This window comes from Paenibacillus sp. CCS19 (genome assembly GCF_033239625.1).
GTDB lineage: Bacteria > Bacillota > Bacilli > Paenibacillales > Paenibacillaceae > Paenibacillus_T.
In genome coordinates, this window is the sequence record NZ_BTCK01000003.1 from 191,688 (window position 1) to 213,456 (window position 21,769).

At 54.0% G+C, this 21,769-nt stretch carries 20 protein-coding genes; 9 read left to right on the forward strand and 11 right to left on the reverse strand.

Features of this window, described 5'->3' with window-relative positions:
• Positions 1 to 38: 38 nt before the first annotated feature.
• Positions 39 to 692, reverse strand: a complete 654-nt coding sequence (locus SBI19_RS04445) for a GntR family transcriptional regulator (RefSeq protein ID WP_317965340.1) — start codon at positions 690 to 692, stop codon at positions 39 to 41.
• A gap of 30 nt (positions 693 to 722) precedes the next feature.
• Positions 723 to 1,544, reverse strand: a complete 822-nt coding sequence (locus SBI19_RS04450) for a helix-turn-helix transcriptional regulator (RefSeq protein ID WP_317965342.1) — start codon at positions 1,542 to 1,544, stop codon at positions 723 to 725.
• Between the two features lie 126 nt (positions 1,545 to 1,670).
• Here SBI19_RS04450 and SBI19_RS04455 point away from each other — a divergent pair, with 126 nt between their 5' ends.
• The gene (locus tag SBI19_RS04455; RefSeq protein ID WP_317965344.1) at positions 1,671 to 2,123 is read left to right on the forward strand and encodes an SRPBCC domain-containing protein; all 453 of its coding nucleotides are present in this window, start codon (positions 1,671 to 1,673) and stop codon (positions 2,121 to 2,123) included.
• A 266-nt stretch (positions 2,124 to 2,389) separates the two neighbouring features.
• Here the strand turns inward: SBI19_RS04455 and SBI19_RS04460 are convergent, their stop codons facing one another.
• The 3 genes from SBI19_RS04460 to SBI19_RS04470 all read right to left on the reverse strand — a co-directional run bounded on the left by SBI19_RS04460 (position 2,390) and on the right by SBI19_RS04470 (position 4,848).
• Positions 2,390 to 3,049: a DUF2306 domain-containing protein gene (locus tag SBI19_RS04460; protein ID WP_317965346.1), complete on the reverse strand. Its 660-nt coding sequence runs from the start codon at positions 3,047 to 3,049 to the stop codon at positions 2,390 to 2,392.
• Between the two features lie 243 nt (positions 3,050 to 3,292).
• Entirely contained in the window at positions 3,293 to 3,868 is a 576-nt protein-coding gene (locus tag SBI19_RS04465) for a GNAT family N-acetyltransferase (protein ID WP_317965348.1), read from the reverse strand.
• A 206-nt stretch (positions 3,869 to 4,074) separates the two neighbouring features.
• Entirely contained in the window at positions 4,075 to 4,848 is a 774-nt protein-coding gene (locus SBI19_RS04470; RefSeq protein ID WP_317965350.1) for an exodeoxyribonuclease III, read from the reverse strand.
• Positions 4,849 to 5,087: 239 nt separating this feature from the next.
• Here SBI19_RS04470 and SBI19_RS04475 point away from each other — a divergent pair, with 239 nt between their 5' ends.
• A complete protein-coding gene (locus SBI19_RS04475; RefSeq protein WP_317965352.1) occupies positions 5,088 to 5,759 on the forward strand; it encodes an NAD-dependent epimerase/dehydratase family protein in 672 nt (223 codons plus the stop codon).
• A 22-nt stretch (positions 5,760 to 5,781) separates the two neighbouring features.
• Here the strand turns inward: SBI19_RS04475 and SBI19_RS04480 are convergent, their stop codons facing one another.
• Positions 5,782 to 6,297 (reverse strand): DUF1648 domain-containing protein, encoded by a 516-nt coding sequence (locus tag SBI19_RS04480; protein ID WP_317965354.1) that lies wholly within the window; start codon positions 6,295 to 6,297, stop codon positions 5,782 to 5,784.
• Positions 6,298 to 6,450: 153 nt separating this feature from the next.
• Here SBI19_RS04480 and SBI19_RS04485 point away from each other — a divergent pair, with 153 nt between their 5' ends.
• Positions 6,451 to 7,695: a hypothetical protein gene (locus tag SBI19_RS04485; protein WP_317965356.1), complete on the forward strand. Its 1,245-nt coding sequence runs from the start codon at positions 6,451 to 6,453 to the stop codon at positions 7,693 to 7,695.
• 57 nt (positions 7,696 to 7,752) lie between these two features.
• On the opposite strand, the gene murI is transcribed toward SBI19_RS04485, so the two are convergent.
• The gene (murI, locus tag SBI19_RS04490; protein ID WP_317965358.1) at positions 7,753 to 8,547 is read right to left on the reverse strand and encodes a glutamate racemase; all 795 of its coding nucleotides are present in this window, start codon (positions 8,545 to 8,547) and stop codon (positions 7,753 to 7,755) included.
• Positions 8,548 to 8,879: 332 nt separating this feature from the next.
• On the opposite strand from murI, the gene SBI19_RS04495 reads away from it, so the two are divergent.
• Positions 8,880 to 10,340 carry a stalk domain-containing protein gene (locus SBI19_RS04495; protein ID WP_317965360.1) on the forward strand — a complete coding sequence of 487 codons (1,461 nt, stop codon included), beginning with the start codon at positions 8,880 to 8,882 and terminating at the stop codon, positions 10,338 to 10,340.
• A gap of 87 nt (positions 10,341 to 10,427) precedes the next feature.
• On the opposite strand, the gene SBI19_RS04500 is transcribed toward SBI19_RS04495, so the two are convergent.
• Positions 10,428 to 11,309 carry a DMT family transporter gene (locus tag SBI19_RS04500; RefSeq protein WP_317965362.1) on the reverse strand — a complete coding sequence of 294 codons (882 nt, stop codon included), beginning with the start codon at positions 11,307 to 11,309 and terminating at the stop codon, positions 10,428 to 10,430.
• 125 nt (positions 11,310 to 11,434) lie between these two features.
• Here SBI19_RS04500 and SBI19_RS04505 point away from each other — a divergent pair, with 125 nt between their 5' ends.
• Positions 11,435 to 12,286, forward strand: a complete 852-nt coding sequence (locus SBI19_RS04505) for an AraC family transcriptional regulator (RefSeq protein ID WP_317965364.1) — start codon at positions 11,435 to 11,437, stop codon at positions 12,284 to 12,286.
• Positions 12,287 to 12,294: 8 nt separating this feature from the next.
• On the opposite strand, the gene SBI19_RS04510 is transcribed toward SBI19_RS04505, so the two are convergent.
• Positions 12,295 to 13,734: a HEAT repeat domain-containing protein gene (locus SBI19_RS04510; RefSeq protein WP_317965366.1), complete on the reverse strand. Its 1,440-nt coding sequence runs from the start codon at positions 13,732 to 13,734 to the stop codon at positions 12,295 to 12,297.
• 243 nt (positions 13,735 to 13,977) lie between these two features.
• On the opposite strand from SBI19_RS04510, the gene SBI19_RS04515 reads away from it, so the two are divergent.
• The 4 genes from SBI19_RS04515 to SBI19_RS04530 all read left to right on the forward strand — a co-directional run bounded on the left by SBI19_RS04515 (position 13,978) and on the right by SBI19_RS04530 (position 18,058).
• Positions 13,978 to 14,340, forward strand: a complete 363-nt coding sequence (locus SBI19_RS04515; protein WP_317965368.1) for a cupredoxin domain-containing protein — start codon at positions 13,978 to 13,980, stop codon at positions 14,338 to 14,340.
• Positions 14,341 to 14,605: 265 nt separating this feature from the next.
• A complete protein-coding gene (locus tag SBI19_RS04520; RefSeq protein ID WP_317965370.1) occupies positions 14,606 to 15,577 on the forward strand; it encodes an ABC transporter permease in 972 nt (323 codons plus the stop codon).
• A 12-nt stretch (positions 15,578 to 15,589) separates the two neighbouring features.
• Positions 15,590 to 16,456: a carbohydrate ABC transporter permease gene (locus SBI19_RS04525; protein WP_317965372.1), complete on the forward strand. Its 867-nt coding sequence runs from the start codon at positions 15,590 to 15,592 to the stop codon at positions 16,454 to 16,456.
• Positions 16,457 to 16,501: 45 nt separating this feature from the next.
• The gene (locus SBI19_RS04530) at positions 16,502 to 18,058 is read left to right on the forward strand and encodes an extracellular solute-binding protein (protein ID WP_317965374.1); all 1,557 of its coding nucleotides are present in this window, start codon (positions 16,502 to 16,504) and stop codon (positions 18,056 to 18,058) included.
• 49 nt (positions 18,059 to 18,107) lie between these two features.
• Here the strand turns inward: SBI19_RS04530 and SBI19_RS04535 are convergent, their stop codons facing one another.
• Together SBI19_RS04535 and SBI19_RS04540 are read right to left on the reverse strand one after the other, a co-directional pair.
• Positions 18,108 to 19,943, reverse strand: coding sequence for an ABC transporter ATP-binding protein (locus SBI19_RS04535; RefSeq protein ID WP_317965376.1), 1,836 nt, complete (start codon positions 19,941 to 19,943; stop codon positions 18,108 to 18,110).
• Positions 19,944 to 19,987: 44 nt separating this feature from the next.
• Complete coding sequence (locus SBI19_RS04540) at positions 19,988 to 21,715, reverse strand: ATP-binding cassette domain-containing protein (protein WP_317965378.1); 1,728 nt, start codon at positions 21,713 to 21,715, stop codon at positions 19,988 to 19,990.
• Positions 21,716 to 21,769: the final 54 nt, after the last annotated feature.

Here is a 21,769-nt window from a genome sequence, read left to right on the forward strand (position 1 = left end):
GGAACAGGTGGTTTGTATACGGGAGCCATCCTTTGCATTTAAGGCAGCATACTATTCCGCAGCAGATCCTCGCGCATGTTGCGCTTATGCTCCATAATCGCTCGTTTCGCCTCTTGGTATTTGCCTTGCGCAAGCCGGTCGTAGATTTCCTCATACAGCTTGCGTCCCGTATATGGCCGGTTGGCGCCTTGCGTCAGCCGGTAAGCCACGACGTAGAATAGCAGCTTGTCCCGATGCAGATTGAACGTCTCAATAATATAGCGGTTGCGGATGGATGCCAGCAGCGTGTGCATAAACATGAGGCCGTTCTCGTAGTATGCGCGGTATTGCCGATTGTCGCTCGCTTCGACAAGCTGATCATAATGCTTGCGCAGCTGCGGCAAATCCAGCTCGTAGTACATCCCTTGGTCGATGCAATCGAGCGCATAGGAGTATAGGGCATTGAGCAGGTCGAATATATGATAAAGGTCTTTGGCTTCGATTCCTCGGACAATGATGCCTCGCTTGTACAGCGTTTGAACGAAGCCTTCCTTCTCAAGCAGCGAGACGGCGGAACGAATAGGCGTGCGGCTCATGCCAAGCTCGCTGGCGAGCTCTGATTCCGTGAACTGATGACCAGGCAGGTAAACACCGTTCAGCAGCTGTGTGCGAATATGTTGGTAGGCAATTTCAACGAGAGGTACGTCCGACATGTTGATTCTCCTCGATCATAGATAGTGGAATTAGAGCAGGGTTTCTTTGCGATACGCATCGGGCGATTGGCCGATGAGCGATTTGAATGTTCGGATAAAATGCGCCTGGTCAAAAAATCCAAGCTGCTGCGACAACGTGATCCAGTCGGTCACACCGCCGTTCTCCATAAGCTCGGCTGCTTCCTGCAGCCGAAAACGTTGAATGACCCACTTCGGGCTTACGCCGACGTATCGGCTGAACAAGCGCTGAAGAGCCCGGGTGCTCATATTGAATTGTACAGCCATTCGCTCAACTTGTGTTAGCTCGCGGGTGCTGATCGCGGCCTCTACGATATCGTTAACGAGCTGTGTATTCGGGTCGGGCTGGGAAGGCAGCCGTGTGAGCAGCCATTGCTCTGCCAGTTGAGCCATCTGTTCGCCGCTGTCCTGTTCCCAGATCTGATCTTCAACATGTGAGATAGACTCTCCGAACAGTTGGTTGGCAGGAACGGTCTGGCCGGTAAGCTGCGAGGCGGGTTGCTGCGAGAATGGATAGAAGCCGCCGGGACGAAACTTGATGCCGAGCACCATGCCTGTATCCTTGAGATGGCGAGTATAGATCGTTCTTGGAACGCCGTATACGCCTGTGAAACGACGACCGCTCTCGTTCTCGAACGATAAATTGATGTTGGGATAGGACAGAACATTCTGGCTGAATGGTGGTTGTCCGCGCAAATCCCATTGAACGGTCCAATAGTGTTCAATATAGGGAGCGAGAGCTGTGGACGGGTTATACCGCATCAGTGCGAAATTGCGCATGCCCATCTCCGCTTTCAGAATGCCCCGATCTGACGTTTGCTCCTTCCGCCGCATTACCCACCTCCATCAATCATTGTCGCGTTTTTACAATACTAGTGAATTTTGCTTCTCTATAATGAGACTATCAGTTCATTGCTAAACGTGCAACGAAGAATGGATGACGAAATGGAGGAAATTTATATGACAGAGCTTCGATTCGAGCTGTATGTAGGAGCGCCGGTAGAGCAAGTGTGGAAGTTGTTTATCGAGCCGGAGGGTACGAAGGCGATTCTATTCGGCAGCGTGCTGGAGTCGACTTTCGAGATTGGATCGCCGTATCGTTATATCGGCCCAGGCAACGATGGAGACGAGACGGTTCATGTTTATGGCACGGTGCTGGCGTTCGAGCCGAACCGGTTCATGAGCTATACGGAGCACCCGGGTCCATCCTATCGGGAGAATCATGCGGAGCTGGAGACGCGCGTATCGCTTACGCTGGAGTCGGTTGGCTCAACTACGAAGCTGACGCTGGTGAACGACCAGTGGCCGGACAACCATCCGTCTTACGAGAGCACGAAGGCAAGCTGGCCGATGATTCTGAGCAATCTGAAGACGCTGGCGGAGACGGGCAAGACGCTGGATTTCGGCTGGTAATGCGCAGGCGAACATGCGCGAAGTTGTACGAAAGAAGGGTGTACACGGAATGCGTACACCCTTTTTGGCGTTTATATATTATGGCACGGAAGGGGAGGTGCGATATCCAAGAATGCAGGGCTAGCGTTTGCGCTTGTAGTCTCTGCCTCTACTTTCGCATGTTGATGGCTTGCACGGAGAAGCATAAGCATGCTCATGCTCCATACGGCGACGGTCAGTTCGAGCTGTTGACGCTGCGGTTTTCTCATCGATTCCTCATTTCCCGCCTACAGCTCGATCGGCCGATGGCGTGACTGTCCGCGACCGCTAATGAGCATCTCGGCGAACAGCAGGTTCGGCATCCAGCACAACCATCCGATGACGGCGAACGAATCGTTCGTATCGAGGCCGAATAGGCCATCGGCAAGCGGGGTATAGATGCGGAGCATAATGGCCGCGCAAGTTAGCGCATAGTTGCGGATAAACCAATGACTGTGTTCGATCTGGTTCCGATCCACTATAATGCTTTTGAGCCCCCGGAACAGGGTGTACAGCCATACAAGCGCGAGCGCAGTGAAGCCGATTCGGCCGCTTATCCCGCCATCGGCATACCATGCGACGTACAACCCCGTAACGCCTCCGACTGCTATGCCAGCGCTATACAGATATCCGACTATTCGATGTACATTCGGATTGCGGCGGCGGATTTTTCTTATGAACTGCAGCCAACCGATTCCGAGTGCCGTACCTGCAGAGATCGCATGCAGCCAGATGAAGGTATACCACAGATCCGGCAGATGATCATCTGCCTTGTTCTCGGCGAAACCACTGTTCTGCGCACTGTCGATCGTGCCGTAGAAGGCGAAAGCGTACAGGCCGATGCCTACCGCCAGAAAAGCAAGCAGTCCGAACAGCCACTTGCGGGCTGCTGCATTGCGAATGAACATGAATTAACCCTCCGTATCCAATCCTTGGATTGTTTCCCTGCCTCTACTGTAGCACTGAAACGAATGGTCCTCCCAGCGGCCGCAGTCGGGTTGCGTGATCATACGTAGGGTCAGCGGAGACTCCGCCTCTAGCTCTTTCTTGTATCCGACTTGAGTCGGGGTATAGGTCGCTGTGTTAATTTTCTTTTGTATAAAATAAGGGGCTGCCGAGTGGCAGCCCCTTATTAGCAAATTTGTTGTTAGCTAGTTTGCACTCAACCGGTAGTAATGATAGGTGCAATTATCGATGACGACATCATTTTGGAACACAAAGCCGCATTTCTGTATCACTTTATTGGATGAATGATTGCTGACCTCTGCGATGGCAATGAGCTTTGTGACATTGGTGTGTTCGAACAGATACTTGATTAATCCTTGCGCGGCCTGTGTCGTATAGCCTTTATTGCGGTGACCGCTTGAGATGCCATATAGAATCTCACGATTCGGGGCAGGGAGTTCGTACTTTATACCAGTCCCGCATACGCCAATGAATTGTCCGGTAGCCTTAAGGATAATGCCGAGCCGCAAACGCAACTCCCCGATATCGCTGCCTTGGGTTACCGCCTCTAGGAATCGTTGGTTATCCGGTATTTCATACTGGAGGAACCACTCTTCTCTTTGTTCCCGGGTCACGTTCCAATCGGTCAAATAAGCATGAAAGTGCGGCTCCCACGTAAGCGCGTGGAAATCATCCAAATCATCTTCTTGAAACTCACGTAGTACAATATCTTCGCACTCTATCGTAAAGATCGTTCTATTCTGGTCCTGTGAATGGCTCATTGCAATCCTCCTAATGGGTAGAAGGAACAAAGCACATCAGCTATGCAGGAATCACAAGGATCGTTGCAAGCTGGGGGAAAAGGCACATTATGCTTTGCATCCTTGTAATAGTTTTAATTGTGTCGTTGATAAACCATTACAAAGTTGTTGGCATACGGTTAGTCCTCCTCCAATGATTTCCTAATGAATTGCAGCAAAATGTATGCTTACGCAGAGCCCATTAGCGTCTCCGACAGCACCAGCTTCACCGGACAGTGGTCGCTGCCGAGAATGTGGCAGTCGATCTCCGCTTCGACGATGGCAGGGGCAAGCCTAGCCGATACGAGGAAATAGTCGATGCGCCAGCCGATATTGCGCTCGCGGACCTTCGGCATGAACGACCACCAGCTGAATGTGTCGCCGCGTTCAGGGTGCTGGTGTCGGAACGAATCGACGAAGCCGGCGTCGAGCAGCATCGAGAATTTGCCGCGCTCTTCATCGGTGAAACCGGAGTTGCCGATGTTCGACTTCGCGTTCTTGATGTCGATTTCTTGGTGGGCGACGTTCAAGTCTCCGCATACAATGACAGGCTTAAGCAGGTCCAGTCGGGTCAGGTGATTGCGGAACCGCTCCTCCCATTCCATGCGGTAATCGAGCCGCGACAGATCGCGTTTCGCATTCGGCGTATAGACGTTCACGAGGTAGAAGTTGTCGAACTCGAGGGTTAGAATTCTGCCTTCGTCCTCGCTGTCTTCTTCTATGCCGTAACGTACGGATAGCGGTTTTATCCGCGTGAAGACAGCGGTGCCGGAGTAACCTTTCTTCACCGCATAGTTCCAGAACTGAACATACTCCTCGCCCAGATCAAGCTCGATCTGCCCCTCTTGCAGCTTCGTCTCTTGTACGCAGAAAATATCGGCGTCTTCCGCGCGGAAATAATCGCCGAAGCCTTTGGTCACACAAGCGCGAAGGCCGTTTACATTCCAAGATATAAGTTTCATTGCGAGGTACTCTCCCTATCTATATATAGAATCGATAATGAAGTGTGTAAGAACTGCTCGTACAAGTGTAGCATATGTCGGATATTCTAGCGATGAGGGGGAGAATGGTTGACGGGCAGTCAATTGAGTTCCATGTTCTGGCACCGTATACTGATCTGTAATGGCGGTTATTAAGGTCTCATCGGGGGCATTTGGCGCCGAGCAGGCAATGGTTAATTGAGGATGGAGGACGGATGTGGATGAAGAAGCTGAGCATTATCGTAACGGGTGCAACAGGAATGGTGGGCGAAGGGGTGCTGCATGAATGTCTGCAGTCGCACGAGGTGGAGCGGGTGCTCGTCATTAATCGCAGACCGTGCGGCGTGAAGCATCCGAAGTTGACCGAAATCGTGCACCAGAGTTTTCATGATCTAGCGCCGATCGAGCAGCAGCTCACGGGATTTAACGCGTGCTTCTTCTGTCTCGGCGTATCCTCGGTTGGCATGTCTGAGGCTGCCTACCGGCAGGTGACTTACGACCTTACGATGCATGTGGCGTCGACGCTTGTCCGCCTCAACCCGGATATGGTGTTCACGTACGTAACGGGCATGCATACGGACAGTACGGAGAAGGGCAAGTCGATGTGGGCGAGGGTGAAGGGGAAGACGGAGAATGATCTGATGAAGCTGCCGTTCAAGGCCGCTTATATGTTCCGCCCCGGCTATATCCATCCGACACCGGGGCTTAAGAACGTGAATAAGTACTATAAATATATTGCGTGGATGTACCCGATGCTACGCCGCCTGTTCCCGAAGTACGCGCTGACGCTGCGCGAGTTGGGACAAGCGATGATCCGCGTAGCGGCGGATGTGCCGGATCAGCGCATATTGGAGGTTCCGGATATCGTCCGGGTGGCAGGAACACGGCGATAACCTTGCGTTGAGTTAGCAGGAGCTAGCTTGCTCTAGGCGTTCTGAACCGACGGATGATATAGATTAAATAGCCGAATACGGTGCCGAGTATAACGAGAGCTGCAATAATCGTGAAAATCCCGACGCCTTCTGCGCGGCCGTTCTCGGCGCTGCGTATCATGATGACGCCGATCGATGCGAAGAGCAGTACGATTTCGAATTTGAGCCAGACCAGCATTTGGACAGTGAGCCGATACAGCTCTGGGGCGTTCTGCTCCGTTATTCGTATTGGATAGTTAAACGTATGCGGAAAGCGGCTGATGGCCGTTATGATGCTATAAGGAACAATGGCCATAATCGGGAAGAGCAGCAGCGTTGCTCGGTTACCCCAGCCGTCCGCTTCACCAGAACCGTCAAAGTGAATCGGAATGTCCGACGGCAGATCCCACCAGCGAATGAGGAAGTAGACAACCATTCCGACAATAATGATGATATTCAGCACTTCGAGTAAAACTTCCAGCGGTGAACGGGCTAAGCGGATGACGGGTCGTTGATCCATCGTGATGCCTCCTTGTGCAGTAGGTAAGCAAAGATGCCAAGAGTATACCATTCCAGGGAATCGATTGAATACACAATCCTTACATTTGCAACCAATTGCATATTGCTGCCGTCTAGAGAACGAACTTATGTATGTTATCAAGGAGGTGAACTTGTGTCCGTTAAGCAAAAGCAGACCGTTCTCCTCGCATCTTTCGTTATACTGATGCTTGCCGTGGCTGTGACAGCAGTTGTTCTCCCTTATCGATCGAAGGATAAGGCGATTGAAAACGCAACGGCTGGGGAAACAGCGATGACGGAGCTCGAGTCGGGAACATTGGCTCCTGGGTATGACTTGCCGTCGTTACCGAACCGGTTTTTGGAAAGCCAGCTCTATGATGCGGCTTCTTGGCCAGAGAGCTCCAGTCGTGACATTGTGAACGACAGGGCGGCGCTTCGGGCGGCGGGTACGAGTCGATATGGCAAGCTGGAAGTATGGTCGCAGCCGGGCGAAGTCAGGCTGCAGGACGGCGCTCCGGCTAAGTATAAGGGGACGTACACCATACGGTATGTGGATCGATCGGGAAGGGAACATAAGCTGCCGGATCAGAAGGGTCAGGTGCTCCGTCAACTGCCAGAGCCTGCTGTGATGAAGGTGATCCAGCTGGATGGAATGGACGTGCTGTTATTCCAGCCAAGGTATTATCGCTTCGCTCAAGGGTATGGCTCCATGTATACAACCTATGCCTATGCCATCACGTCCGATCAAGAAGCGTTTCCGCTCCAGTTCGTATACAACGAGAAGAGCAGCGGGCTGAAGGGGGTGGATTCGTTCTTATTCGATATGAACGGTCCAATCGAGTCGATTGGGGAGGCATTGTCTGCTCAGACTTCGTACAATGGCGGTCGATTCGAGATTACATGGACATTGGATCGGGAGAGGCGGCAGCTGGTTGCTTCGGCGGTGAAGGATCGAAGCGAGGAATATATTCAATTAGCTGAGATTGTTGGTCATGCATCGAAACATATCGAGCAGGCGCTCGGACTAACGGAAGCGGATTACCCGGACGGTAAGCTGCCGGATAACAAGCTAGGCGAGTTGTTCACCAATCGAGCGTGGAGCAATCCGGGATTCCGATTCCTGCGAGATGAGTTCGCGAAGCAGGCGGAGGCCGGCAATACGAGCCGAGCTTTCGCTTGGCTTCCGATTGATGCGACGTATACGTCGGCAGACGCCATTCGGTTCACGTTCACGATTAACCTCTGGTATGCCATCGGGCTGGCGGGGCATCTGGAGGTCGAGCTGAAGCAGCAAGACGGCGAGTGGATGATCGATGATTTCGGCACGCTGGAGACGGAGAAGTTCGATGATCCGAATGCACCCTATAACGGCCTGTTTATGGAGGACCCGCTGGAATAGCGGTGGCACGACAACAATAAACCCCGCTCGGCGTATGCCGGAGCGGGGTTTCATTTTTTAAGAAATCGATTCTTCGCGTTGCGCTAGGTTGCTCTCGTAGAAGGCGAGCGCCGTTTGCATTTTGTCGATATAAGCAGACTCGTTGCCCGTACACATGAAGCGGACATGCCCGCTGCCGTGTCCGACGATGCCGAACCGGTTGAGAAGCGCCGACAGTCGGCGAACCGTCCCCGCGTTGCCGTCGACAATCTCAATGTGACTAGGAAGCATGCCGCGCAGAATGTTCCGATAGAACGGATAATGCGTGCAGCCAAGCACAATAATGCCATAGTCGTCGAGATTGTACGCCTCGAATTTGGATCGGAAGTACGCCTCCATCACCTGCGGATCGAACTGCAGACTCTCGCAATAACGAACAAGCTCCGGCAATGGCAGCGAATCGACGATGCCGCCTTCGTCTACTCGGGAGACGAGCGCATAATAGCGCGGCAGTTGAAGCGTAAGTTGTGTTGCGAGCACAAGCACGCGTTTACCCGTTACACGGTTCATCTCAACCGCCGGTTTAACGGCCGGCTCCATGCCGACGATCGGCAGATCATAAACGGAGCGAAGCTCCTCCACCGCAATGCTGGTTGCCGTGTTGCACGCTACGACGAGCGCGTCGATGCCCTGCTGCATCATCCGGTCGACCGCTTCGAATATATAATCTCTTACTTCATCCTTTGTCTTGGACCCGTAAGGAACATGCAATGTATCGGCCATATACAAATAATCCTGATCGGGCAGCCGCCGAAGTGATTCCGCAAGCACTGACAGCCCGCCAATGCCCGAGTCGAAGAACCCAATAGTCATATGCAATCGATCCCTATCCTATGTAGTCTAAGTCTTTACTCAGCATACCTCGATAGTCCCCGTACGGCAAGGGACAAAAGCGATAAAATCGCCCAAGTTCATCTGCTGCCAGCTCTTTCGAAAGATCCGTACTCCGATCTGAAGCGGATGATGCCTGGCCTTGAACGGCTTATTTAGAATACAGCGGATTGTGAATCGATGGGCCTTAAAAATAATGGAAATATCGGTTGCGGCAATCGCGATTCAAGCCATCATGGCTGAAACCTTAGAAGAAGCAGCACCGTCTACTTATATGTTAAATAATGGATTGTACATGGAGGTGTGCATTGTACGTGAAAACAATTCGACGAATTGCCAATGCCTGCATGACGTTGTTCCTTACCTGCAGTTTAGGATCAGCGGCTATCGCTGCCGATTCGGGTTCCGGCGGCAGCGGCAAATATTTGTCCAACATCAAGCAGATCGACGGCGGCGGCTACAGCGGCTATGCGCTGAAGTCGGACGGTACCGCATGGGCGTGGGGCGGCGCCTATACTTCACTGGGAAACGGCTACACGCAGCCGGCCTATTCGTCCGTTCAAATGCACATTGATCATGTCAAACAAATATCCGGCGGCTATCGCCATTCGTTAATGCTCAAGGAAGACGGCACCGTATGGTCGGTTGGCGGCAACGAACACGGACAGCTCGGCAATGGGAAGCAGTCGGCTGATATTTCGGTAGAGCCGACCCAGGTTGAAGGACTGAAAGATATGATCGCCGTCGCTGCAGGCGATGATCACAGCATTGCTCTATGTAAGGACGGCACGGTTTGGGCATGGGGCGGCAATCAGAATGGTCAGCTTGGTATTGAAGGCGCAGGCAATCAGCTGAAGCCGGTTCAGGTGAAGGGGCTGTCACGCATCGTCGCCATTTCCGCCGATATGTACGAGTCAGCAGCGCTGGATAGCGCCGGACTTATCTGGGCATGGGGCCTCGACCATAATGTCGACGCTGCCAACAAAGTGATACGGAAGCCCGAGCAGCTTCAGGTTCCGCCACAGCCGGGCGCGAGCAACGAGTTTGCCGCAATTGCGGCAGGGGCGACGTATGGAACGGCACTCGCCTTCAATGGAACGGTATGGATGTGGAAAAACGCCGAATGGGCACGTCCAGAGGTTGGAATGAATGAGCTGTTTCCCGTGAAAGGGCTGAAAGACGTCGTATCGATCTCAAACATGGCCGCAGTGAAATCGGACGGTACAGTCTGGACGTGGGTCGTCAACGACAAGCCGGAAGAGGTCAAACAGGTGGCAGGCATCACGAATGCCAAGGCGGTCGCGGCAAGCAATAACACGTATTATGTGCTGCTGAACAACGGATACGTCATGTCTTGGGGCTCGAACGGTCTAGGACAGGCCGGGGCAGGCGTGCCGGATATGACGATTCGGATGCCGCAGCTTGTGCGAACGTCCATCGATGTCTATCTATCAGGCGAGAAGGTGCTTAGCGACTCGCAGCCGCTGTTGGTAGGCGGTACTGCGTATGTGGCGCTCAGGGGAATTTTGGACCAGATGGGTATTGCTCTTCAGTGGGATCAACCGACTCGCTCTGTCATTGCGACGCAAGGGGAGACGAAGGTAGTGCTCGACTCGGTATCCGGCGTGACGACGGTTAATGGCAAGGCAATCGAAGCGAAGCTGAAGCCGATCATCGTCAATGGGCGCACCTATGTGCCGTTGCGGCTTATCAGCGAAGCGTTCGGCAACAATGTCGTATGGGATGCAGGCGCTAACGTCGTTCATATCGATTAAACAATAAGGCTGCCTCGTCACGCCATCGTTCCAGCACGATGACGCGCGGAGCAGCCTTTTCTCTCGAATGTATCAGAACCCGCGCAGCTATTCCTTATCCCCATGTCGTATGAACAGCCATACGCCGAACAGAATGAGCATGCCGGCTCCTAGCTGATAGCCGGTGAGCGCTTCGCCGAGCAGGATCCAGGCAAGTACGGAAGAGATGACAGGCTCGCCGAGCACGGACATAGACACCGCGGCGGTGTTCATAAACTTCAGCAGCCAGTTGAACAAGTAATGACCGAACAGCGTCGGCACGATAGCCAACAGCAGGAACACGCCCCATTCCTTCGGCTCGTAGCCGAAGAAGGGATTGCCTCGTACAACGTTGTATGCAGCCAGCGATGTTGCTGCCAGGAAGAATACAGAGAAGTTATAGACGAAGGCGCTCATATCTTTGCGAAGATGCTTGCCGAGCATCATGTGGATCGCGACGGCGAGCGCGCCGAGCATCGACAGCACGTCCCCGGTCAGCGCGTCGCCCGACAGGGCAAAATCGCTCGAACCGATAATGATCGACCCGACCATCGCAATGCCGATCCCGATGAGCATCATACGGTTAACGAGGGTGCGGAACAACACGAAGGAGGCGAGCATGACAAAAACCGGCTCCAGCGTTAGAATGACGGTAGAGCTTGCAACGGTCGTTAACCGGAGCGAGGCCATCCATAGCAGAAAATGCAGCGCGAGCATAACGCCCGAGGCGACTAGCAGCCCCCATTGGCGGAGGCGCAAGCGCATCCACTCGCGGCGGTAGCGCCATACGAACGGCAGCATAAGCAGATTCGTCAGATAGAGCCGATACATCGCGATGACGGCGACGTCGGCGCTGGACCAGCGTACGAAGATAGACGAGAACGAGATTGCGATAATGCCGATGACGAACAACAGCTCGTACGTACCGGCGGACTTGCGGTCAGTAGGCATAATGAATAGAGGTCTCCCTGGGTCTCAATAAAGTCACGTTTGTAATCGTACTATAATTGCCCTGTAGGAGGGAATGCAGACATTCATGTAATCGTTGGAAAAACAGCGGGAGGTGAGTACGAAGGATGAGGGGCAATGAACACGCATTCTGGCAATCCTATCTGCCTGGCATGAAGCTTCACGTAGCGATTGCGCATTATACGAAGGTTCCGCCATCGTGGAACGAGGATGACTACATCCCTGATGTGAACAAGCTGTATTGGATAGAAGAAGGCGAGGGCTATTTGAAGGTCGGCGACAGCAAGGTGCTGCCAAAGCCCGGCGAGCTATGCCTGCTGCCTGCGGATGTACGCCAGTCTTACGGGACAATCGGAGACAATACGTTCGGCAAGTACTGGTGCCATTTTACGGCGAAGGTCGGTTCATTCAATCTGTTCGAGCTGCTGAAGACGCCGATAACAGTGCGAATCTCGGACAGCGAGCGTGTGCGCGAGTCATTCAAACGGCTGGTGCATTACCATAACAGCAAGGAGTGGACGGCCGCCATCCACGTGCAGTCCGCGATGCTGGATCTCATTGCGGCGTTCGTCGAACATGCGGATCCGATTGTGGTTCAAGCGCCTGCGTCTGGCGCGATGGACAAAATGAACGTCGTACTCGCTTACATCGACGAGCATCTATCCGAGAGCTTGTCGGTCGATCAGCTGGCGCAGCTGGTTCATTTTCACCCCAATTACTTCATTCGTCTATTCAAAAATACAACCGGCTTATCGCCTATTCAGTACGTGAATCACAAACGAATGGGCAAGGCGAAGCAGATGCTCGCCTTTACGAATATGAGCGTCTCGGCAATCGCCGAGACGCTCACGATGGATGCGCCGTATTTCAGCCGGCTGTTCAAGGAATACACGGCGTTATCGCCGTCCGACTTCCGAGAGCTGGCTCTTGCAGGTGCAGCCCCTGCGACGCAGGGGTGAACCATAGATCAAGGATAGAACGTGTTCGCCGGCGTTGTCGTCGCACACCAGCGGGCTTGGAACAAGGAATGGATAAGGACATCCTTCGCTTCTTCTGTTCCGATGTAGCGGAGCGCTTCCAGCGCATGTGCGCGCACATAGCGGTTGTCGTCATCCAGCGCGACAGCGAGCGCAGGGACGGCTGCCGCTGCATGACTTCCGATACGGGACAACGCGAGGCCGGTCATGAACCGCACCTGCACATCCGAATCTTGCAGGGCGCGAACGAGGCTGCTGACGGCTTCGTCGACATGAGCCTTTTCTTGAGCCGAAGTACCCGCAGCTCCGCCGATCATGCCGAGCGATTCCACGGCTGCGCTGCGAACGGCAGGCGAGCGGTGCGACAGCAGAGCGGCCAGCTTTGGAACAGCCTGACCTGCAGCGGCGCCAAGCTCGCCGAGTGCGAACGCCGCGTGCTGAACGGTCTCGTCTCTCTCATCGTCGAGCGCGGCGGCCAGCGAACCGGCAGCGCCTGCACCTGCAGCGGCAAGTCCGTATGCCGATAGGCGGGATACCGCAGCGGACGAATCATGCAGCCCATTCAGCAGAGCCGCAACGCCTTCCGCGCCGCTTCGTGCCAGCTCATACGCCGCATTGAGCGCAGTCGGCTCAAAGGCGTCTCTTAATCCAGCGGTCAGCTGAGCAAGCTGCTCTGCACTCACAGCAGCGGTATCGGCAAGGCTGCCAGTCCGCCCCGTCAGCCAATTCCACGTATCCTCCCACATCGCTTCATGCCGAGCGATCGGCAGCGTTGCTTTCGCAGGTTCTCTCCATTGCAAATCCGAACAATTCCAAGTCGGCTCCGTTGGTGCCGCCGTACGCATAAATTCGAACTTGAGCATATACCGCGGCTTGCCGAGGATGTTCGCCGTGGCGCGGTGCCAGATATCATAATGGATGAGCGCGAACGTACCCGCTTGACCGCTGGCATATCCTTCGCCTTCGACCTCATCGGATTCGAAGGTGCGTGTCTCATAATTTTGCGTGCCTGGCAGGATGCCGGTTGGTCCAAGCTCGATCGGCGTGTCCTGCGGGAAGTACATAATCATCGCCCACCATGGGCGGTGATGGCGCATTTTGTTATAACCCCAGTAGCTGTCCTTATGCCATCCGCCTGCAGTCGGCTGCGCATTGTAGTGACCATGGCGGTGCGCATGCAGCATGTAGTTCGGTCCGAGCACACTCGTAAGCGCGCCGGTGATGATTGGATGGTCGAACACCTGTTGAATCTCGCGAATGCGCGGCAGCAGGTTGTTGCCTGGATTGCCTTCCTCTGTATAAACGCGGTGCAGCTCTTGGGTCATCGCCTCATGGAAGGAAGCGGGGAAGTCGGTCTGCAGAATAAGGAATCCCTCTGTTACGAAAGTTCTCATTTGCTCGTCGGTCAGTCGAATCGGCTCGCGGTTCATCAATCATGTACCTCCTATAAGGAAATGTTCGCTGTGCTTGATTTGATTATAGGAGCGTGCGCGTCCGATCTACATACACGAAACTAAGAGATGCTTGCACAATATTAAGGTGGCGCTCATGTAATTTTAAGGTAAATATGCTATCGTAATGCAAGTATCTCAATTTGCGTTATTCGATAGGAGAGGATTCCTCTGAGGAACAAGTCGGCGTTACTCGCGGCTTCGGTCGTCATCGCAATCGCTATGTTGAGCGGCTGCGGCAAATCGGACAAGTCCAGCGAAACGGCATCCACAGACCAAGCGGCATCCACGACGGCAACTACGACGGACAGCAAGGCAGACGTAGTAGAAGTGAAGGTAAGCGCGAAGGATTGGGAGTACGATCAGAAAGAGATTCACGTGAAGAAAGGCGACAAAGTTCGCATTACGCTGACTAGTGATGACGGCGGACACGGGCTCTCGCTTCCTGTCTACAACGTTGACATACAAGGCAATGACAGTGCGGAATTTACTGCCGATCAGGTGGGTCAATTCGAGTTCCGCTGCTCGGTTCCGTGCGGTCAGGGGCATATGGAGATGAAGGGCACGCTGATCGTAGACGCATAAAGCATAAGCAAATATAGATCTAACTCAGCATTTCAAACTGCTCGCGATCCGTCTCTGGACACTGCTCCGGAGACGGTTTTTTATTGTTGACTTTCCAACTTTTATGTGCAAATATAATACCTAGTAAACTGATAGGAAATAAAATAATCCAACCGACCAGAAAACTGGAGGCACTTTATAGCAGCTTGAGGGCTGTTTCATAAAGTGTCTTTTTTGCGTGTCCAAGCGATGTGCGGGTCTTGTTGTAGAGAAAGGATGAGACGGAATGTCTACACCGGAAAGCAAGCTTGTTCTGACGAAGGTCAGCGCACGCCAAGCGGATGTGGTGAAGCGAAATACGGCTCTGCGGTATGTGTGGAAACACCGGTATATGTATCTGATGCTTATTCCGGCTGTAATCTACTACATCGTATATCACTACGTTCCGATGTACGGTGCCATTATTGCTTTCAAAGATTTCAGTATTACCAAAGGGATCATGGGCAGTCCTTGGGTCGGCTTCGAGCACTTCAAGTACTTGTTCGGTCTCGATAAGTTTTGGAGCGTATTCTGGAACACGGTTCAGATCAGCCTGCTGAGGCTGGTGTTCGGATTTCCGCTTCCGCTCATCGTCGCGCTGCTGCTCAATGAGGTGCGGCAGCAGCTGTTCAAGCGGAGCATACAGACGATTATTTATTTGCCGCATTTCATCTCGTGGGTCATATTGGGCGGTCTGATGGTCAACCTGTTGGCGCTTGATTCGGGCGCGGTGAACGCCATGCTGCACAGCATCGGCATTGGTCCGATCGGGTTCATGAGTGACGCGTCGTACTTCCGAGGAACGCTGATCGGCTCGATGATGTGGAAGGAGTTCGGTTGGGGCACGGTCATCTATATGGCGGCGCTGGCGGCTGTCAATCCGCAGCTGTACGAAGCGGCGATGATGGACGGGGCGAATCGATGGAAGCGAATGCTTCACATTACGCTGCCAGGCATCAAGAGCACGATCATCATTATTCTTATTCTGCGGCTCGGATCGATGATGGAAGCTGGCTTTGAGCAAATTCTTATTTTGTACAACCCAGCGGTCTACTCGGTGTCGGACATTATCGATACATACGTCTACCGGATCGGAGTTACAGAAGGACAATTCAGCGTAGCGGCGGCGGTAGGACTGTTCAAGTCGGTCATTAACTTCACGCTTCTCATTATCGCGAACCGATTGGCCAGAATGACGGGCGAGCAGGGCATTTACTAGGAGGGGAACGATATGCAGAGCAGATTTTATGGCAGCAAGTTATTCGACGGCTTCAACGCGATCATTCTGATCGTGCTGGGGGTAGCCACGCTCTACCCGTTCTGGGATACGCTCGTCGTCTCGCTTAGTCCGCTCAATGACAATTTAGGTTCATCCATTCATTTGTTCCCGCGTCATTTTACGCTGGAAGCTTATGAATACATCTTCAGCATGAAGGAGTTGTGGCGCTCCTACGGCGTTACGATATTCGTAACGGTCGTTGGTACATTGATCAGCATGCTGTTCACCGTATTGGCGGCCTATCCGCTGTCCAAGAGCAGCTTGAAGGGTACGCGCGTCATCATGTTCCTGTTCGTATTCACGATGATGTTCAGCGGGGGGATTATTCCGACTTATCTCGTGGTCAAAAATACCGGGCTCATGAACAGCGTCTGGGCGCTTATCATTCCGACGGTCATCTTCACCTACAACCTTATTCTCATGCGTACGTTCTTCCAGACGATTCCCGAGAGTCTCGAGGATTCAGCGAAGATCGATGGGTGCAGCGATATAGGGGTGTTATTCCGTATCGTATTGCCGCTGTCGATGCCGTCGCTTGCGACGATTACGTTGTTCTATGCGGTAGCCCGTTGGAATGAATATTTCAACGCGATCTTCTATATTACCGATCACGATCTGTGGCCGCTGCAGTTATTCCTTCGGGGCATGTTGTTCCAGAATGAAGCGGCCTATATGAGCGGGGGAGAGAGCACGTTCCTGCTCGGTCCATCGGTGAAGATGGCATCGGTTATGGCGGCGGCGCTCCCGATTCTGCTGCTGTATCCGTTCTTCCAGAAGTATTTCGTCAAGGGAGCGATGCTGGGCGCGGTGAAGGAGTAACGGAGTAAGATCCATACGAAACGCACTTATTGGGGGTATTTATCGATGAAGACGTGGAAGAAATTATTGACGACGGCTTTGATGTTCACTTTGGTTGTGTCCTTGCTCGCGGCATGCGGCAAGTCCGATTCCAAATCCAGCTCGGAAGCAGCATCTGCATCCGGCGAGGGTGCGGCGGCATCCGAAGAACCGGTTGAGCTGACGTATCTGACGACGGGCGACCTGGTTGCAGCGCCGCTCGTGAAGGATGACCGCATTATTGCGGAGATCAATAAACGGCTTGGCATCAAATTGAACGTAAAGGTCGTGCCGTACGGCGCGAACGATCAAGTCATTGCTGCCTTCGCTTCCGGCGATTATCCGGACGTCGTAACGACGAACTATCCAACGCAGGCTGTATCTCAATGGATCGATGAAGGCATTCTGGTGCCGATCAACGATTATCTAGACGAGATGCCGACTGTGAAGCAGAAGCTGGAGAACCTGCAGTGGACGGCAATTGACGGCAAGTATTATGGTTACCTGTATCAGGTTGGCGGAGAACATTCGAACTATACACTTGTCTATCGTCAAGACTGGCTCGATAAGCTGAACCTGAAGCTGCCTACAACGCTTGATGACCTGCACAATGTTCTGAAGGCATTCGCAACGCAGGATCCGGATGGCAATGGCAAGGCGGATACGTACGGTCTTACGACGACGAAGCCGGGTGCGGGCAGTCGCATCAGCACATTCGACTTTGCGTTCTATGCTTATGGACTTCCTTATGCGGACTATGAGTTGGATGCGCAGGGCAATGTCATTCCACGGTTCGAGCACCCGGCCTTTAAGCAGGGCATCGAATATTTGAAGCAGCTCAACGAGGAGAAGCTGATCGACCCTGAGTTCCTGGTCAATGATAACGGCGGCAAAGAGCAGAAGTTCTATCAGCAGAAGGCAGGCGTAATGGATGATGCGTTGTTCCGCAACGTCAGCCGCATTGAAGGCAGCCTGAAGGCCGTTAACCCGGATGGCGTACTCGGCTGGACAGCACCGCCTGTTGGACCTGAGGGCAAAGGCGGCATGTGGACGGTGCCGAAGGGCGGACTGCTGACGGGCGTTACGAAGGAAGCCAAGAATAAAGAGAAGGCTGCGAAGTTCATCGAGTTTATTTTGTCGCCGGAAGGCCGCGACTTGCTGCAGCTCGGCATCGAGGGCATTCACTATACGAAGAACGGCGACGCCATTACGTATAACGAGGAAGAGCGTGCCAAGGACGGTTTTGCGAAGAACGGCTGGTCGCATCCGCTTGCATGGGGCAACGTGATCTATCCGCTCGATGCCAGCTACCTTCCGCAGACGGAGCCGAATCGTGACCGTGCCATTCAATCGGTCGAGATTTCGTCCAAGACGCAAATTCCGAACCTGGTCCCTACCATCGGTCCGGCTGAATTGAAGAATAGCCCGATCGTGAACGAGATATACAATCAATACTTCCTTGATATGATCAACGGCAAGATTGATATCGACAAAGGGATTGAGGAGCTCGGCAAGAAGTGGCGCCAGCAAGGCGGCGACGAGATCCTGAAAGAGATTACGGAAGCGTACAATAAGACGAAGTAAAAATGTGCCCCGCCAACCCCTATTACAATAGGGGTTGGCGGGGTTGTTATTATATCGCTGCCGCGTCCGGCTGCTGCTCCGATGTTGGCTTGTACCAGGCGGCCTGAGCGCGGAAGGCTTCGGCGTAAAGACCGTTTTGTTGAATTAGCTCTTCGTGGCTGCCGTCCTCGGCGATGGTGCCGTCATGCAGGACGAGTATTCGATCGGCATAACGGGCCCAGCCGAGCCGATGCGAGACGAAGACGGCCAGCTTGCCGCGGAAGAGCGATTTGCACATGCTGTACAGCTCCAGCTCGCCGCTCGGGTCGACAGCGGAGGTCGGCTCATCGAGCGCAATGACTTGACTGCTGCGCAGGGCAGCGCGGCTGATCGCAAGCCGCTGCCATTGTCCCCCGGACAGCTCGCGTCCGTCTGGCCATGCGTCGGTCAGCTTCAGATCCAGTGCATTGTCACCTTCTGATAAAGCGCGAAGTCCGCACGATGCCAGCATTTGACGAATGTCGCTGTCACTGGGCGAGGTTCGGGTTGAAGCTGAGGCTTCTCCAGCCGTGACATACTCGCGCAGCTGGAGCGGGTAATGGCCGCAGTCTTGGAAGACGGCGCTAAGCTGCCGCCGCAAGCTGGACCGATCAAGATTGCGCATATCATGTCCGTTGATCAGAATGCGGCCTTCTGTTGGTTCGAATAAGCCGAGCATCAGCTTCACGAAGGTTGATTTGCCTGCGCCGTTAATACCGACGAGCGCTGCCGTCTCTCCAGCGCGCAGGGTTGCATGCAGTCCTTGCAGCACGTTGGTCTGTGATCCTGGATAGCGATAGCTGACTTGGTCGAAGACAATAATATGGATCGGTTCCTTCAACACGATCTGTTGCTGTACGGGAGTGTTGACAGGCTCGTTAAGGAAATCCGTTAAATCGGCAGCCATCGCGCCTTGCACATAGAGTCGGCCTAATGACCATGACATTTGAAGCGGGATCTCCTGTGCTTGAAGTATAGTCTGGAATACGATCGCGACGGTGCCGACAGTCACCGCATGGCGGTCAAGCTGTCCGAGCATAATGGCGAGCGATGCGAACAGCAGCAGGAGGAAGGCAAGGCCGAACCATGCGGCCATGCGCCCTTCGCGCCTTCGGTAATTGTTTCGCGTAATCTCGTACGTGCTCGCTCGTCCGAACCATTGCTCGGTCATATAGGAGAGAGCGCGGAACACGCGCAGCTCCTTGATGACCGCCGGCTCAGACAGCGATTGCTTCAAGTAGTCGGCCATTCGTCCGTCCGTCGTCAGCGCTCTTGCTGCTTGCTTCACCATGATTTCAAGCCGCACTCGCTGAATGAGGACAATTATGCTGACAAAGAGCAGTAATGCAGCGATTGACCAGTGTCCAGCTGCCACGACGACGATCATGCCGACAAGCGAGCAGGTTAGCCGGACGGTTTCGGCGGCGGCGAATAGAATGCTCGTCAAAGCCTGATCGGCTGCGGATTGGGCTCGGCTCATTCGATCGTAGTATTCGGGGGTTTCCAGCTGCTCAAGCGGTGCATGGATAGCGCGGTTCTGAATTTCAGTGAATAAATGCCTGGCTGCGCGATTGGCCATATAGGTATCGGTCAGCTTCTTCATCATGCTCAAGATAACGGCTCCGACTGATGCTGCGGCAAGCATAATGAGCGCGGGCCATGCCGCATGGAGGATGCCTGATCTGTCATGGCCGACGTATCCGATAGCCGTGTCGATTAGATGCCGCTCGGCATTCGCCAGAGGGATGATGATAAGACCCGACAGCAAGGGGACGAGGAGCCATAGGAGCGTGAGCACAGGATGCTGACGAACAATAAGCTTCAGCAGCCGTAAGATGCCAGCCGCTCGTTGCAAGTATAACGCCAAGAGAAGACCTCCTTCTGGATGGGGTGAAGCGTTGTTAGATATTATTAGGCATACCATGCCGCTTGCAGACGATAGAGCCGTTCATACTCGCCTTGCGCTGCCATAAGCTGTTCATGCGTGCCTTGCTCTACTAGATGACCATCCTTCAGCACTAGTATGGTGTCGGCCAGCTTAGCGGCACCTAATCGGTGGGTCACGAGAATGGCGGTCTGCCCGTCGGCCGCGTGCAGGAAATGTGCGAACGCTTCCCGTTCCGCCTGAGGATCGAGAGCGGAGGTGGGTTCATCGAAGACGAGGAAGCTGTCGCCGCGCATGAAGGCGCGGGCGGCTGCGACCTTCTGCCATTGCCCGCCGGATAAGTCGAAACGGCCGAATGCGGTGCCGACCATGTCGTCCAGCGATGTATGCGAGTAGTTCAGCCCTGACTTAGCAAGGGCGGCATGGATGGCGGCGTCATCGTCGATCTTCGTCACATCACCGATGGCGACGTTATCGCGAAGCCTGAGCTGGTAGCGATTGAAGTCTTGAAAGACGGCGGCTGTCCGGCACGCTGGATGGCCTGCTTCCAGGCAGCCTTGACTCAGCAGCCATTGAACCTTGCCTTCATCCGGCTGGTAGAGGCCGAGAAGCAGCTTGACGAGTGTGGATTTGCCAGAGCCATTGTCCCCGACAATTGCAATCTTCGTACCTGGCTTCACCTCGAAACTGATAGCGTTGAGTGCTGCAGGGTGCTCGGCGGTGTGATCATAACGAAATGCTAATTGCTCTGTGCGCAGACCGATCGGGTGGCTGCTCTCGGCGGCATCGTCTTGGTATTGATGAGCAGTGAGGTCCTCTGGAAGCTGGATGTAGGTGTTGAAGCTGTCGTGGTGCACAGCCATTTGGGCTAAAGAGCCAACCTGTTTCACTGCGCTCGGAATGGCGCCGGCCAGCAGCGCGACGCATTGGAACAGCACTACATAATCGCCGGCCGAGCTGGAAGATGAGGCGCTCGAGAGCATGATGATGAGAATCGCCGCACCGCTAATGAGGGAGAAGGAAAGCTCGGGAAGAAGCTTCTGCCGTTCGCTCCGGGCAACAGCCTGTTCTCGATGCTTGCTTGCCTCGTCGTTGTAGTCGAGCCAACGCTGCTGAAGCAGTGTGTGGAGGTTGAAGATTCGGATTTCCTTCGCTGAGCCCTTGGCAATTAGCAGACGATGAAGGTGGTCAGCGAGACGGAGCGAGGAGGCCTGCTTGGTCTGGGAACGCTCTAAGCGTGTGCCGATCGCAGCGTAGAGCCAGCTTTGCCCGCAGCCGAGCAGCAGCATGCCGACCGCCAGCGGCCAATAACCGAGCCAGCAGATGAATCCGGTCAGCACAATGGCCTGCACGCTTTGGATAATGAAACTCATTGCTTCGATGCATACGGCATCCGGCGCATATTGCAGCGCACGACTTCGAGCGTCCTGCACCGCTGGCGATTCGATGGCGCGAAGCGGGAGTCGGGTTGTTTTATCCACGATCATGCGTTCCTTGAGAAGGGTGCCGATTTCATAAATGCGGGTATGCATAAGCAGAGAAGAGGAGCCCATGAATGCAGCTGCGGTCATGAGTGCAGCGAGTGCGGCGCAGAAGAGCAGCAAGGCCTCGCGTGCGCTCGTCGACTGGTCCCATAGTTGAATACGATCCATAACAAGCTTGATCAAAAACAACCGGAGCGGCAGCATGAGCATGCTAACGGTGTCGAGCGTCGCTTTGCGCACGATTGGGCGTCGGTCTTCACGGCTGAGCATGGTGATTGCATGGTGAAAAACGCGATAGAGGTTAATCAGTGGGGGATACCCTCC

Bases quoted from the DNA above. Each gene is read 5' to 3' on its own strand.
- murI (WP_317965358.1), bottom strand. From the start codon at position 8,547: ATGACTATTGGGTTCTTCGACTCGGGCATTGGCGGGCTGTCAGTGCTT.
- SBI19_RS04530 (WP_317965374.1), top strand. From the start codon at position 16,502: ATGAAGACGTGGAAGAAATTATTGACGACGGCTTTGATGTTCACTTTG.
- SBI19_RS04465 (WP_317965348.1), bottom strand. From the start codon at position 3,868: ATGAGCCATTCACAGGACCAGAATAGAACGATCTTTACGATAGAGTGC.
- SBI19_RS04480 (WP_317965354.1), bottom strand. From the start codon at position 6,297: ATGGATCAACGACCCGTCATCCGCTTAGCCCGTTCACCGCTGGAAGTT.
- SBI19_RS04460 (WP_317965346.1), bottom strand. From the start codon at position 3,049: ATGTTCATTCGCAATGCAGCAGCCCGCAAGTGGCTGTTCGGACTGCTT.
- SBI19_RS04510 (WP_317965366.1), bottom strand. From the start codon at position 13,734: ATGAACCGCGAGCCGATTCGACTGACCGACGAGCAAATGAGAACTTTC.
- SBI19_RS04525 (WP_317965372.1), top strand. From the start codon at position 15,590: ATGCAGAGCAGATTTTATGGCAGCAAGTTATTCGACGGCTTCAACGCG.
- SBI19_RS04470 (WP_317965350.1), bottom strand. From the start codon at position 4,848: ATGAAACTTATATCTTGGAATGTAAACGGCCTTCGCGCTTGTGTGACC.
- SBI19_RS04505 (WP_317965364.1), top strand. From the start codon at position 11,435: ATGAGGGGCAATGAACACGCATTCTGGCAATCCTATCTGCCTGGCATG.
- SBI19_RS04450 (WP_317965342.1), bottom strand. From the start codon at position 1,544: ATGCGGCGGAAGGAGCAAACGTCAGATCGGGGCATTCTGAAAGCGGAG.
- SBI19_RS04455 (WP_317965344.1), top strand. From the start codon at position 1,671: ATGACAGAGCTTCGATTCGAGCTGTATGTAGGAGCGCCGGTAGAGCAA.
- SBI19_RS04500 (WP_317965362.1), bottom strand. From the start codon at position 11,309: ATGCCTACTGACCGCAAGTCCGCCGGTACGTACGAGCTGTTGTTCGTC.
- SBI19_RS04445 (WP_317965340.1), bottom strand. From the start codon at position 692: ATGTCGGACGTACCTCTCGTTGAAATTGCCTACCAACATATTCGCACA.
- SBI19_RS04540 (WP_317965378.1), bottom strand. From the start codon at position 21,715: ATGCTCAGCCGTGAAGACCGACGCCCAATCGTGCGCAAAGCGACGCTC.
- SBI19_RS04475 (WP_317965352.1), top strand. From the start codon at position 5,088: ATGAAGAAGCTGAGCATTATCGTAACGGGTGCAACAGGAATGGTGGGC.
- SBI19_RS04520 (WP_317965370.1), top strand. From the start codon at position 14,606: ATGTCTACACCGGAAAGCAAGCTTGTTCTGACGAAGGTCAGCGCACGC.
- SBI19_RS04515 (WP_317965368.1), top strand. From the start codon at position 13,978: ATGTTGAGCGGCTGCGGCAAATCGGACAAGTCCAGCGAAACGGCATCC.